Genomic DNA, 12,845 nt, shown 5'->3' on the forward strand with positions numbered 1-12,845 from the left:
CACCGGCCCGGGGGCGTACTGTTCGTGCTTGGGCGAGGTCAGCACGACCGGATCGAACCCGGCGGCCCGCACGGCCGCAAGGATCTTCCGGCTCCGCATGGCGTAGCCGTCGGAGATGGGCAGGCTGTGGTCGAGAAGGTGTAAGATCTTCACTTCGTTTCGATCCGTTGGGACGTTAGGACGCGTGGACGCGCGGACGGGATTCCGTGCGGACGGACGACCGTTCGGACGCGCGGACGCGTGGACGGGGAACCCTGGGGCGGCCGTAGGCGGGGCAGCAACGCGTTCCCCCATCGCACGCGCCATCACCGGCCAATGGTCTTGCTGGGCGGTCGTTTCCGGACGGACTCATAGAACCTCCAAAGGCGCTGACCTAGGCGGTCGTACTCGGCGGCGAGGTTGGACAGTTCTTCCGCTCTGCCGTAGCCCAGTCGCTCGGCCACCGACAGCAGGTATTTCGTTTCAGCCAACGAGCCCAAACTGATCGTCAGGAACCGAATCAACTCTTTCGTCCCGCCCCTGGCATAGCCCTCCACGATGTTCGTCGGCACGGACAGGGCGGCCCGCCTCAACTGGGCCGTGAGACCGTAGATCTCCTCCTGCGGGAAATCCCTCGTGGCTTCGTAAAGCCGCAGCACGAGAGCATCCCCCAGTTGCCACACCTCGAGGCTCTTCCACCGGTCGTCCCCACCCATCTGCGCCCTCCCTGTCATACGGTTCTGCCGCCGTCCCAACGTCCCACCGTCCCACCGTCCTAACGTCCTAACGTCCTACCGTCCTAACGTCCTACCGTCCACGCGTCCCAACGTGGCGAAGCCAAAGTTCCAACACCAAGAACACCCACAGGTTTCCGCCGGCGTAGGCCGTGGTGGAGGGGTCGGCGAGGTCGCGGGCCAGGGTTTCGAGGAGGTCGGGCCGCAGGATGTCGCGCACGCGGGCCGAGGGGGCGAGGAGGGTGTCTCGCACGAGGGCGTTGAGGCCCGGATCCCGGGCGAACCAGGGGCCCACGGGGAGCCCGAAACCGTGCTTTGACTTCTCGATGATCTCCCGGGGCAGGAACCCTTCCATGGCCCGCTTGAAGATGTACCGGTTGCGGCCGGGCTTGACTTTAAGTTCCGGCGGAATGGTGGTTGTGAAGTCCACGAGATCCCGATCGAGGAGCGGGTAGCGAACGCGGACCCCGGCGGCCTCGGTCATCTGGGTGACCTTTCGCAGGTCGTTGTCGGTGATGGTGAATTTCATGTCGAGGTAGAGGAGTCGGTCGGTCTCGTCGGCCGGGGCCGCGGCCTCGTAGTGCCGCCGGGCGAGCTTCAAGAACCCCTCGGGATCAATCCGCCCTAAGAACTCCGGCCGGAGCGCCCGGGCGGCCCCCTCCTCGTACAGGAGGTTGTAGGAATAGAACCGGTCGGGGTTCGGGATGTTGGCCCGGCGCACGTACCGTTGGGCCTTGTAGACCGGGCCTTTGGCGGGAAGGCGGCGTAGCAGCGGCTCGAGCACCCCCCGCCGCAGGAGCCGGGGCACCTGGCCGTACCGGGCGAACACGAGGTTCGTGACGTAGCGCTCGTTTCCCCCGAAGATCTCGTCGCCGCCGTCGCCGGCCAGGAGGACCTCCACCCCGTGCTCCCGGGCAAACCGGGCGCAGTAGTAGGTGGGGATGACCGAGGAGTTTCCGAAGGGCTCGTCGTAGAGTTCCGGAAGCTTTTCCAGGAGCGCGAGCACGTCGGCCGGGGTCACGAAGTGGTCGTGCTGCTCGGTGCCGAAGTGGCGGGCCGCCGTGTGGGCGTAGTCGAGCTCGTTATAGCCGGGCTCGTCGAACCCGATGGAGAAGGTTTTGGCCGGCCGTCCGGCGAGCCGGGTGTAGAACCCAGCCACGGAACTCGAGTCGGTGCCGCCCGAAAGGAAGCATCCCGTGCGTTCGGGGTCCGACAGGGGAACGTACCGGCCCACGGCCCGGCGGACCTCCAAGGGAATCGCCCGGCGCCAGTAGCGCTCATCCGCGGTGCGGTCCGGCCGGTAGCGGATGTCGTAGTAGCGCCGGATCTCGAGGCGCCCTTCGCGCCACCGAAGGAGGTGGCCCGGTTCGAGCTTGCGAACCCCCCGGTACACGGTGAGTGGGGACGGGATGGCCGAAAAGAAGAGGTACTGGTAGATGGCGTCGGGATCGATCTCCCGGCCCACCCCCGGGTGGAGGAGCACGTGGCGGATCCGGGACCCCGCCACGACCCCTCCGGGCACCTCGGCGTACACCACCGGGCGGATGCCGTAGGGGTCGGTGACGACGAGGAGTTCCCTCCGCACCTCGTCCCACACCCCGAAGGCGAAGACGCCCCGGAGCCGGTCGGCCAGGGCCTCGCCCCACTGCTCGTACGCCCGGGCCAGGAACGCCCCCGGGTCCGATGCCTCCCCGGGTTCGAGGCCCAACTCCCGGCGCAACTCGGCCTCGTTCGTGAGGTCGAGGTCGTAGGCCACCCTGAGCCCGTCGCCCCGCCAAAGGCCCTGCCCCGGAAACTCCCCCCAGGCCGCGAATGCGGCGCCCTTGCCGTCCGCTACGGCGGTGGCCCCCGCCTGGCCCGCGCCCCGTGCGATCTCGCGGCAGTCGGGTTCGGCGCACGCGCCCGCGAGAAATCCGCCGATCGGGATCTTCATGGCCGTTTCTCCTCCATGGCCGCCCCGGCCGGTTGGAGCCGCGGGGCCGACCAGACGAACCGGTATTTCCAAAAGAGGTACAAGAGTCCCTTCACGTGAAGCAGGGTGAGCCGGTTGGGAATCAGGCTACGGGACTTCTCCTGGGCGTCGTGCACGGCCACGGCCGACGGTTCGTACCACACGGCCTGGCCCGCCCGCCGCACCCGCAGACAGAACTCCACGTCCTCGGGGGCGTAGAAGATCTTTTCGTCCAGGTAGCCCGCCCGGGCCAGGAGTTCCCGGCGGAACACCCAGAACGCCGAGATGGCGTACTCCACCGGCCCGGGGCCGGGCGGCGCCTCGGACTGCTCGATCCGGCGGAGAAGGAGCGCCCGTCGGACCTTGATGGGAAGCGTGGGAACCCGGTCGGTGGACTTCTGGTACCGCCCGTCCGGATACACGAGCCGCGGAACCGCAAGCCCCACCTCGGGGCGGCCTTCCAGAACCCGGATCAGGGTTTCGAGGCAGCCCGGCTCGGGGTAGGCGTCGGAATCCAGGACGCAGACGTGTCTGCCCCGGGCCCGGCGGAGCGCCAGATTGCGGGGAAACGTGGTCCCCCGGTTCTCGGGGAGCCGCTCGACCCACAACCGGGGATGCCGCCCGGCCAGTTCGGCCAAGATCTCGGGGGTGGCGTCCGTGGAGCCGTTGTCCACCACCAGGAACTCCCACGACAGGCCGGCCTCCTCGGCCCGGGCCACGGTACGCTCGAAGCAGGTGCGCACGTGGCGCTCGGAATTCCACACCAGGGTCACGATGGAAAGGTCGATGTCCACGGGGCTCCTTCCATGCAACTTCCCGCTGGGACGCTTGGAGGCTGGGACGCTAGGAGGCTAAAATCTTATGGATTTCAGCGCCAACGGCTGGCCCAACCTGTGGGAGCGCGGGCGGAGGTTTCATAGATCGACGTACTTTCGCAGCGAGCCCCCGAGGGCCGACGACACGCCCACGGGAAGCCGCTGCCAGCAGTGCTCCGCAACGGCCCGGAAGCGGCCCCCCGTGCCGGCGCCGTCCAAGGCGGACGTCCAGGTCTCGCCGACCCGGCGAAGCCAGGTCAGGGGTTCCTCGCGGGCGCCCCATTGGGCCTTGAACCGGTACGTGCCCTCCCCCGGCGTGGAGCGGCCGAAGTCGAACCGGGTGGCCCCCGTGTCGGCCGCATGGGCCAGCAGGGTCCAGTAGGCCAGCATGTTCGGGTTCCACCGGTTCAGTTCCCGCACCGAGGAGGCCCAGGGGATGCTCACCGTGGGGCCGTTCCGGAGGACGAGTCCCCCCGCCGCCGGGGTGCCGTCGGGCATGAAGGCCATGCCGATCCGGGCGTCGTCGCCGAACGCCTCCATAACGGCCCGAAACCACCGCAGGGGGTGGGGCGGGGAACCGAGATCGCGCATGTTGCGGGCGTAGATGCGCCAGAACGGTTCGAGCAGTTCGGCCCCGCCCAGGCCGGCCGTGAGCCCGTCGCGCTCGGGCTTTCGGACCTGGCTTCGCAGCTTGGACTTGAACGAGGCCAAGAGAGCCTCGGAACTCTCCGGCAGGTCGAGCACCATCCGCACCTTGCCCGACGCCCCCACCCGGGGAAACCCCTCTGGCGGTTCCGCCGGAAACCGGAGTTCCACCGGCACCTTGCCCCGCGACGCCCGTTCTTCCACCTGTTCTCGCAGGGCACGGGCCGCCCCCTCGTGCGCGGCGAGGATGCCCCCCGCGTCGCAGTACGGGAGCGACACCCATTTCGGCCCGAGCAGCGGTGCGCGCAGTTCGACCAGCGGCAACACCCCCTGGATTTCCCCGCCCTCTTCCGCCAGGAGCCCGATCCACCGGAACCCGTACGCCCGCTCGACAGCCTGGCCCCAGGCCCACCGGTGGTAGGCGAGCCCCTGGGGGTGGGCCCGAACGAACGCGTCCCAGGCCTCCCGATCGGCTTCGCTCGCGGTACGTAGGGTCAGGGTCATGGGGCCTAACTTCCGGGAATCGTAAATCGGGAATCGTAAATCGTTTGAACTGCCGTTGGTCGTTCTACCGTTCGGACGTTGGGACGTGCGGACGTGCGAACGGGAAAGAGCCGTGAATCGCGAATCGGGAATCGTTTGAACTGCCGTTGGTCGTTGGTCGCGGGTCGTTTGTCGTGCCAACTGCCGCGGGTCGTTGGTCGTTTGACCGTGCGGACGCTGGGACGCGTGGACGGACGACCGTGCGGAGGTTAGGACGCGTGGACGTGCGGACGGGAAAGAGCCGTGAATCGCGAATCGGGAATGGTCTGGGCGCTTCGCGCCCAACGGCTTCCCAGCCTCCCAGCTTCCCAGCTTCCTAGCCGCCTCTCCGCCCAGTCGCCGGGCGTCCCAAGGTCTCCCTCACCCGAGGGGCGGGACGTCCGCCAAGTCCATGATCTCCCCCTCCCACCCCACTTCGGCGGCCCGAAATTTCAGCCGACGGTCCGCCGTCACAAGGGGAACCTGCCGCCGGCGGGCCACCGCCAGGTAGGCGCAGTCGTACACCGGGTGCTGCAGCCGAAGCGCGGTTTCCGCCGCCTCGGCCAGCACCTCGGCGGCGGGAACAAGCAGGGTGAAGAAATGGGGTAACGCCTCACCCACGGCGCTCAGGTGTTCCGGCGGCGCCTCCCCCCGGGAAACCCGCTTCCACGCCACGTTTGCGACCTCCAGGAGCACCAGGTCTGGCGCGATGAGCCCTTCGTAACGGTGGAGCACCCCCCTGGCGTTCGGGGTCAACGCCTCGTCGAAAAACCACTTCGCCGCCACGGATGCGTCCACCACGCAGATCATCGGGAGTCCCGGTCCTCCCGAATCAACTCCACACTATCCGCCGACGGGCGTGACGCCATGGCGCGGATCCGGTCCGCGAGCGCTACCCGCTCCTCGGGGCCAAGCTCGCTCGCCCGGGTCAGGATCTCCCGCAGTTCCTGCTCGAGCGCCTTACCGTGGAGCGACGCCCGAACCTTCAGGGCCCGCACCACCCGTTCGTCGAGATTCCGAACAACCACCTGAGCCATATTGTCACCCCTCTTTCCAAGTGACTTCCCGCTAGGACGTTAGGAGGCTGGGATGCTGGGACGGACGACCGTGCGGATGTTAGGACGCGTGGACGTGCGGACGGGGAACCGCGCGAACGCTAGGACGTGCGGATGTGCGGACGTTACGTCCTACCGTCCTACCGTCCTACCGTCCTAACGTCCCAACGCCCCAACGTCCTAAGCCAGTTCTCGATGCGAAGATCCGGCACTCTGGAGAACTCCTCGACATTGTCGGTCACAAGCGTGAGCCCCTCGGCCAGGGCGTGGGCCGCGATCAAGAGGTCGTTCGCCCCGATGGGCGTGCCCCGGGCCTCGAGGTGGTTTCGAATTCTCCCGTACTCCACATCCACGCCAGGACCGAGGGGCAGCACGTCGATCGCGTCCAGAAGCGCATCCACCCGTTCGGTCAACGCGGGCGACCCCTTCTTCCTCACTCCATAGCGCAATTCGCAGGCCACCACGACGCTGGTGGCGACCGCCGACTCGCCCACCCCCCGGATCCGTTCGGCAGCGTTTCCCCGAGGAAACCGGATGAGATGGGACAGGATGCTCGTGTCGAGCAGGTACCGAACCGCGCCCATCTCAGAGGTCCACGGGCTCGGGCGCGCGGTCCTCGATCGGGGGCAGTTCCTCGTCGCACGGTTCCCAGGCGTCGAGAAGCGCCAACACGGACTTCCTCGGCACCGGTTCGACGATCAGCCGATCGCCCTCCTTTCGGACAACCGCCTCGGATCCGGGCAGTTCGAACTCCCGGGGAATGCGAATGGCCTGGTTCCTGCCGTTCCGGAAAATCCTTACAACCCTTTCCGCCGACATCTGAGCCTCCCTCGTGTCTTGGCATAGGCCAGGCCTATGCTACCACCGGCCGGCACCGAGGGGAATGGCGGTGGGCGGATTCCCGTGCGGACGGGGAACCGCGCGGACGCTAGGACGTGCGAACGTACGGACGGACGACCGTGCGGAGGTTAGGACGCGTGGACGTGCGGACGGGTCCACCGCCGTTTGTCGTTTGTCGCTTGTCGTTTGTCGTTTCACCGTGCGGACGCTAGGACGTGCGAACGTACGGACGGAACGTCCCACCGTCCCACCGTCCTAACGTCCTAACGTCCTAACGTTCTACCGTCCACACGGCTTCGCTCCGGTTGCCGTAGGCGTCTAGGAGTTCGATTCTCCACGGGCCGCGGTCCACGGCGTCGGTTCGTTCGAGGCTTGCGTAGGGCCGGGCCTCGAAGGTTTGGCACAGGGCCACCTGGTCTCCCGCCGTGATCCGCATCTGGGCGACCTCCGGTCCCCCGGTCTGGTCCAGGTCCACCGCGACCCACACGGCCTTTCGGCCCTCGTCGGTCAGGTACCGGTAGGTGCGCACCCCTGCGACGGCCGGTGGGGTGCGGTCCGGTTCGGCTGCGGGCGGCAGGCGGTACAGGGGGTCTCCCACGAACGTGGTGATCCACTCCAGATGGATCTGGTTCGCCAGAAGCGCCTCGCCCGCTGTGTAGCCCCCCAGGAGCAGGGGGTACAGGATCTCGTCGTCCCACCAGCTCTTGTCGTGGATATGCGGTGCGTGCGCTTTTCCGGCGAATCCAGACCCGCCGGTCACCGTAATCCCCCTGCCCAGATGATCCACGAAACTGTCCGGCCGCCTCGATTGCCAGGAGTTGCTGGAGATAACCCGGCCCGCCACGGCGCCCGGGAGGAACACGTCGGTTTCGTTCCAGAAACCCGATCCCGGCGGCAAGAGGAGGAACCGGAGCCTTCGGTTCGACTCCCTCGGGTTGACCACGTGCGAGAACCCGCGGTTTCGGAGCCATTGGACGATCTTGGGTTCCTTCCCCTCAGGGGTCTCCGGCGCACCGCCCCCCATCTCCGGCCCGGCGTGCCGGCTCGCGTAGAGGGCCCGGTCCACCAGGGCCCGGGCCTCGAGGGGCGTGGTGCCGTCCACCCGCATGGCGAAGTAGAGGTGCCGGCCCGGAAACCGGCGCCGGTTCTCCGGGGTGAACCGGAGGGGCTCCGGGAGCCGGTCGAGATCGCCCTTGTCTTTCTTGTACGCGAGCGGGTGCAGGAACGGGTTCGCCCGCTCCCCGAAAAGGGGCCAGGCCTGGGGGGCCCGGAACAGGTACGCCGTGAACGCGTTCCGGTCGGCGAACCGGTGGGGCCGGGGCACGAAGCCCAGGGCGCCCTCCACGTCGTAATAAAGAAGTTGGAGCCGCTGCTCCAGCGAGACGGCCGCGCCGTGGTCGCTCCTGGCCGCCGTGACGCCCCGGGCGATGCCGTAGGTGGCCGCGGCCGTCTTGGGAAGCCCGTAGCACACCACGAGGAACAGCACGTGGTCCTTGAGCAGGGTCCCGTCGGGCCGGGCGTTTGCCGGGTCCTCCAGGAACCGGCGCACCGGTTCGGCCGCGTCCTCCTCGAAATTCCGGTCGTCCCGCACCCCGTCGGGACCGGTGCGGCTACACGAGACGTCGAGGATGTCGGCGTATCGGGCCGACCAGGTGTGGCGTTCCCCCGCGCCGTCCTCGATCTCGGCCTTGGCCTCGAAGGACCCGGTCACGAAAGACCGGCCGTCGAGCCGCACGTTCCATTTGCCCTCGGGCTGCACGGCCACCCGGTCGCCGAACCGGCTCTGCCCCCGCTCCACCACGACCACGGGTTCGCGCCCCGGGGGCCGCAGTTCCACCTGCAGGGTGTCGAACCGCCACCCGGCCTCGTTCTTGGGGAGCACGAGTTCCACGAGCCGGCTGTCGCGCAACTCCCCGGCCGGCTGGTCCCGCCCCCCGCCCGCCCGAAGCACCACCCCTGGCCCGTTGTCGCGGCTTTCCTCGACCAGGTGGGGGCCGTTCAGGTGGTTCATGCGGTGGCGGCACCGAAGCCCCAGCACGTAGGGCCGCTCGCCCGTTTCCGGATCGGTGTGCCGCGCCGCGTAGTACTCCGCGATCTCCCGGGAGTCGGGCCCAGGGTCGGTGAGCGGCGCGTCGGCCGACCAGTCGGCGTTGTAGAGCACGAGCACCTGGCTCGGCGGCACCCCGGCCCAGGCCGCGAGGGGCAACAGGCACAACGCCAGGACGATGGGAAACCGCACTCCTCCGCCTCCGCCGGGACACCGGGAACCAGAGACGGGCGTGGGATGCAAGAGGGGGGCCAGAGGAGGGGGCGACTGCTGTGAATGCCGTAAATCGTAAATCGTGAATCGTGGATGGGTTGAACCACCGTTGGTCGTTGGACCGTGCGGACGTTGGGACGTGCGGATGTGCGGACGGCTTACCGTGCGGACGCTGGGACGTGTGGACGGGAAAGAGCCGTGAATCGTAAATCGCCCAACTTCCGTGAATCGTAAATCGTGAATCGTGAATGGTCTGGGCGCTTCGCGCCCAACGGCCGCCTCGCCGCCTCGCCGCCTCGCCGCCTAGGCGCCTAGCCGTAAGAACTTTTCTTCCCAGGGTGTTACCTTCGGTTCCACCGGGGAGGGGGCGGGACAACTTCCGTGAATCGTAAATCGCCCAACTTCCGTGAATCGTAAATCGTGAATCGTGAATGGTTCGAAGTGCCGTTGGTCGTTGGTCGTTTGACCGTGCGGACGCTAGGACGCGTGGACGTTGGGACGTGTGGACGGGTCCACTGCCGTTTGTCGTTTGTCGTTTGTCGTTCGTCGGGAGAACTTCTGTCAACTACCGCAGTCATTTGTCACGGGTCGTAACCGGCGAAGCCCCACGACCAACGACTTACGACCTACGACCCACGGAAGTGTTACGACCTACGACGAACCACCTACGACCTACGGCCTTCAGCCGCCTAGCCGCCACGCCAGGGTCCCTACCAGGCCCCAGACGAGGGACAGGGCCGTGGCGGCGGTGAGGAGGAGGGCCGAGAGCCGGTGCCAGGGGGCCTCGCGGCGCAGCTCCTCGAAGCCCAGGAGGTGGCCGAGGACGAACCCGGCCGCGAGGCCACCGCCGTGGGCCCAGTTGTTGATGCCGGGGAACAGGAACCCGAAGAGGAAAATGCCCACGGTCCAGCCCCAGAGTTGCCGGAACACGGCCTCGCCGTACACGCCGCCCCGGGCCTTGCCGTAGTACATGGCCGCGCCGATGAGCCCCAGAAGCGAGGCGGATGCCCCGATGGTGAGCCCCACCCCGGCCAGGACCGACACGAAGAACCCTACGGCGCCGGTGAGGAGGTAGATCACGAGGAACCGGGCCGTGCCGTACTCCCGGGCCACGAAGGGCCCGACCTGCGCCAGGGCCGCCATGTTGAAGAAGAGGTGAAGGAGCCCCCCGTGGAGGAAGTTGGCCGCAAGCAGGGTCCACCAGCGGCCGAGGCGAACCACCGGCAGCGCCCCGGTGGCGCCGAGGAACAACAGCCCCCGCTCCGAGGGGCTCAGGAACGCCAGGGGGTTCCCCCCGCCCCGGAGGCCGCCCGGGTCCACGAGGAGCGACAGTCCGAACCACACCACGTTGACCGTAACGAGGGTCCGCACGAGCTCCCGGGGGCCGGGCCGGAGCCACCCCAGGAACGCCCGGCGAAACCGCATCCCCGGCGCGTGCAGGCCGCAGTGGGGGCACCGGGGCTCGTCGGACGAGATCAGCCGGCGGCAGTGGGGGCAGAGGATCGGGGCCATGGGGTCGGCCCTACCCCCCGAGCCCGATCCGGTCGGCCACGGTCTTCATGCCCTCGATGGTGTCGGCGATGAGGTCCGAGAGCTCCACCCCGAGCATCTCGGCGCCCTTCTGGATCACCGAGCGGTCCACCCCGGCCGCGAACGCCTTGTCCTTCCACTTCTTCCGGACGCTCTTGACCGGCAGGTCCATCACGCTCCGGGACGGCCGCACGAGGGCCGCGGCCGCCACGAGCCCGGTGAGCTCGTCCACGGCGTAGAGGGTCTTTTCCAGCTCGGTCACCGGCTCCACGTCGGTGCAGATGCCCCATCCGTGGGCCAGCACGGCCCGGATGTAGGGCTCGGGCCAGCCGTGGGCCCGGAGGATCGCCGGGGCGTGCTTGAGGTGATCGTCGGGGTGCTCCTCGTAGTCCACGTCGTGGATGAGGCCGATGACGCCCCACTCCTCCTCGTCCTCGCCCCGTTTGCGGGCCATGTGCCGCATCACGGCCTCCACGGCCAGGGCGTGGCGCAGGAGGTTTTCGCTCTTCACGTGCTCGGTGAGGATCTTCCAGGCCTCGTCGCGGGTGGGCTTGTTCTGCATCGGCATCTCCTTGGCTGGGCAGGGATTCCGTGCGGACGTTAGGACGCGTGGACGCGCGGACGGTTTACCGTGCGGACGCTGGGACGTGCGGACGTGCTGACGGAACGTCCCAACGTCCTAACGTCCCAACGTTCTCCGACCTACGACAAACGGCCCTTGGCCGTCCTAACGTCCTAACGTCCTAACGTCCTCGCCGCCCCGCCTTCTTCTCCTCCGCCTCGCTGCGGCGGAGGTACGTGGGCACGAGGGTCTCGGGGGGCACGGCCTCGCCTCGCTGCCACCGGGCCCAGCCCAGGAGGGCCACCCGGCCCGGGGGCACGGTGCCGTGCTCCGGCGGGGCCTCGTGGTAGCGCTCCCCCAGGGCCTCCCGGAACACCTCCCGGTACGGCGTCACCCCCCCGCCCAGGAACACCGCCGGGCGGCCGAGGTCGGCCACGGCCCGGGCGAAGGCGCCCGGATCCCAGGCGGCCGGGGGCACGAGGGGCTCGCCCGTGAGCCCGTCCCAGGCGCTGGCGTAGACCTGGCGCTTTTTCGCATCGAGCACCGGCGCGACGACTCCCGGCCAGGGCCCCATCCGGCCGGCCAGGGCCTCCAGGGTCGAAACGCCCACCACCGGGATGCCCAGGGCCAGGGCGAGCCCCTTGGCGGCGGCCACTCCCACCCGCACCCCGGTGAACCCGCCGGGCCCCGCGGTCACGGCCACGGCGGCGAGCTCGTCGCGGCGCACCCCGGCCTCGGCCAGGGCTTCCTCTAGGAGCGCGGTGAGCCGGCGGGACTGGCGCGGCCCCGTGGCCACCACCACCTCGCAGGCGAGCTCCCCCTCCACCACGACGGCCACCCCGGCCGTGCGGTCGGCCGCGTCGATGCCGAGGACCGCCCTCATCCGCTCAGGATCCGGGAAAGGTCGTTGTACATGACGAAGGCCATGAGGGCGAGAAGGATCGCCAGCCCGACCTGCTGGGCCACCTCCCGGTGCCGGAGGCTCACAGGCCGGCCCCGCACGGCCTCGATGCCGAAGAAGAGGAGGTGTCCGCCGTCCAGGATCGGGATGGGCAGGAGGTTCAACACGGCCAGGTTCACGGAGAGGACGGCCATGAGGAACAAGAAGCTCTGGAGCCCGGCCTGGGCCGTCTCGCCGGCCATCTGGGCGATGGCAATGGGACCGCCGAGGGTGCGGGGGCTCACCCGGCCCACCACCATCTTGACGAGCACCTCGGCCGTGACAGCGGTCCACCGGGCGGTCTCCCGGAGGCCCACCCAGGGGGCCTTCCAGATCGGGTTCCGCTCGACGGCCACCTCCCCCGCCGGGGCGATGCCAATCATGGGCTTTTGCACCACTTCCCCGAGCAGGGTGTGGGACTCCCGGAACACCGGGGTCACCCGGACCCGGAGCACCTCGCCCCCCCGCTCCACCGTGAGCTCCAGCTCCCGCCCCTCGGAGGCCGCGATCCGCTCGGCCATCTCGTCCCAGGACGCCACCGGCTCGCCGTCGATGGCGGTGATCCGGTCGCCGGGTTGGAGCCCGGCGGCCTCGGCCGGCATGCCGGGGCTCACCTGGCCCACCACGGCCTGGAGGATCGGGGTGCCAAACAGGCTCAGGAGCGAAAACACCACCACCGCGAGCACGAAGTTCATGGCCGGCCCGGCCACCACCGTGGCGATGCGGTGGCTCACCGGCCGGGCGCTGAAGCTCCGGGCGCCCTCGCCCGGGGCCAGGGGCTCGTCGGGGTCCTCGCCGAAGAGCTTCACGTAGCCCCCGAGCGGCACGGCCGACACCAGGTACTCGGTCTCCCCCCGGCGCCAGCCCCAGAGCTTGGGGCCAAACCCCAGGGAGAACTTGAGCACCCGGATCCCCAGGCGCTTGGCCACCAGGAAGTGGCCGAACTCGTGCACGAACACGAGCACGCCCAGGAGCACCACGAACGACAGGGTGGAATGGACGAAGGTCACGG

13 protein-coding genes are annotated in these 12,845 nt (G+C 68.9%); all 13 read right to left on the reverse strand.

Translation table 11 applies throughout. The annotated features are described in order from the left end of the window. Positions 1-305 precede the first annotated feature (305 nt). Positions 306-695, reverse strand: coding sequence for a four helix bundle protein (locus ACY0I8_RS12260; protein WP_459941639.1), 390 nt, complete (start codon positions 693-695; stop codon positions 306-308). 91 nt (positions 696-786) lie between these two features. Continuing rightward, complete coding sequence (locus ACY0I8_RS12265) at positions 787-2,646, reverse strand: asparagine synthetase B family protein (RefSeq protein WP_459941638.1); 1,860 nt, start codon at positions 2,644-2,646, stop codon at positions 787-789. After that, positions 2,643-3,458, reverse strand: a complete 816-nt coding sequence (locus tag ACY0I8_RS12270; RefSeq protein ID WP_459941637.1) for a glycosyltransferase family 2 protein — start codon at positions 3,456-3,458, stop codon at positions 2,643-2,645. The genes ACY0I8_RS12265 and ACY0I8_RS12270 overlap by 4 nt, the downstream gene beginning before the upstream one ends. 120 nt (positions 3,459-3,578) lie before the next feature. Further along, the gene (locus tag ACY0I8_RS12275; RefSeq protein WP_459941636.1) at positions 3,579-4,628 is read right to left on the reverse strand and encodes a GNAT family protein; all 1,050 of its coding nucleotides are present in this window, start codon (positions 4,626-4,628) and stop codon (positions 3,579-3,581) included. Positions 4,629-5,027: 399 nt separating this feature from the next. After that, positions 5,028-5,456 carry a type II toxin-antitoxin system VapC family toxin gene (locus ACY0I8_RS12280; RefSeq protein ID WP_459941635.1) on the reverse strand — a complete coding sequence of 143 codons (429 nt, stop codon included), beginning with the start codon at positions 5,454-5,456 and terminating at the stop codon, positions 5,028-5,030. After that, on the reverse strand, positions 5,453-5,683 hold the full coding sequence (locus ACY0I8_RS12285) for a FitA-like ribbon-helix-helix domain-containing protein (protein WP_459941634.1): 231 nt from the start codon (positions 5,681-5,683) through the stop codon (positions 5,453-5,455). Before ACY0I8_RS12285 ends, ACY0I8_RS12280 begins: the two co-directional genes overlap by 4 nt. 158 nt (positions 5,684-5,841) lie before the next feature. Then, positions 5,842-6,285 (reverse strand): type II toxin-antitoxin system VapC family toxin, encoded by a 444-nt coding sequence (locus ACY0I8_RS12290; RefSeq protein WP_459941633.1) that lies wholly within the window; start codon positions 6,283-6,285, stop codon positions 5,842-5,844. A 1-nt stretch (position 6,286) separates the two neighbouring features. Further along, complete coding sequence (locus ACY0I8_RS12295) at positions 6,287-6,520, reverse strand: antitoxin (protein WP_459941632.1); 234 nt, start codon at positions 6,518-6,520, stop codon at positions 6,287-6,289. Positions 6,521-6,812: 292 nt separating this feature from the next. Then, on the reverse strand, positions 6,813-8,780 hold the full coding sequence (locus ACY0I8_RS12300) for a hypothetical protein (RefSeq protein WP_459941631.1): 1,968 nt from the start codon (positions 8,778-8,780) through the stop codon (positions 6,813-6,815). Between the two features lie 702 nt (positions 8,781-9,482). Continuing rightward, complete coding sequence (locus ACY0I8_RS12305; protein WP_459941630.1) at positions 9,483-10,313, reverse strand: rhomboid family intramembrane serine protease; 831 nt, start codon at positions 10,311-10,313, stop codon at positions 9,483-9,485. A gap of 10 nt (positions 10,314-10,323) precedes the next feature. Then, entirely contained in the window at positions 10,324-10,893 is a 570-nt protein-coding gene (locus ACY0I8_RS12310) for an HDIG domain-containing metalloprotein (protein ID WP_459941629.1), read from the reverse strand. 181 nt (positions 10,894-11,074) lie between these two features. Beyond that, positions 11,075-11,776 (reverse strand): tRNA threonylcarbamoyladenosine biosynthesis protein TsaB, encoded by a 702-nt coding sequence (tsaB, locus tag ACY0I8_RS12315; protein WP_459941628.1) that lies wholly within the window; start codon positions 11,774-11,776, stop codon positions 11,075-11,077. Beyond that, positions 11,773-12,845, reverse strand: a 1,073-nt coding sequence (gene rseP / locus ACY0I8_RS12320) for an RIP metalloprotease RseP (protein ID WP_461394988.1), incomplete at its 5' end; no start/stop codon positions are given. The genes rseP and tsaB, both read right to left, overlap by 4 nt.

The organism is Deferrisoma sp. (genome assembly GCF_054681715.1).

Coding starts and splice junctions, on each gene's coding strand:
- ACY0I8_RS12305 (WP_459941630.1), bottom strand. CDS start 10,313: ATGGCCCCGATCCTCTGCCCCCACTGCCGCCGGCTGATCTCGTCCGAC.
- tsaB (WP_459941628.1), bottom strand. CDS start 11,776: ATGAGGGCGGTCCTCGGCATCGACGCGGCCGACCGCACGGCCGGGGTG.
- ACY0I8_RS12310 (WP_459941629.1), bottom strand. CDS start 10,893: ATGCAGAACAAGCCCACCCGCGACGAGGCCTGGAAGATCCTCACCGAG.
- ACY0I8_RS12280 (WP_459941635.1), bottom strand. CDS start 5,456: ATGATCTGCGTGGTGGACGCATCCGTGGCGGCGAAGTGGTTTTTCGAC.
- ACY0I8_RS12285 (WP_459941634.1), bottom strand. CDS start 5,683: ATGGCTCAGGTGGTTGTTCGGAATCTCGACGAACGGGTGGTGCGGGCC.
- ACY0I8_RS12275 (WP_459941636.1), bottom strand. CDS start 4,628: ATGACCCTGACCCTACGTACCGCGAGCGAAGCCGATCGGGAGGCCTGG.
- ACY0I8_RS12295 (WP_459941632.1), bottom strand. CDS start 6,520: ATGTCGGCGGAAAGGGTTGTAAGGATTTTCCGGAACGGCAGGAACCAG.
- ACY0I8_RS12290 (WP_459941633.1), bottom strand. CDS start 6,285: ATGGGCGCGGTTCGGTACCTGCTCGACACGAGCATCCTGTCCCATCTC.
- ACY0I8_RS12265 (WP_459941638.1), bottom strand. CDS start 2,646: ATGAAGATCCCGATCGGCGGATTTCTCGCGGGCGCGTGCGCCGAACCC.
- ACY0I8_RS12260 (WP_459941639.1), bottom strand. CDS start 695: ATGGGTGGGGACGACCGGTGGAAGAGCCTCGAGGTGTGGCAACTGGGG.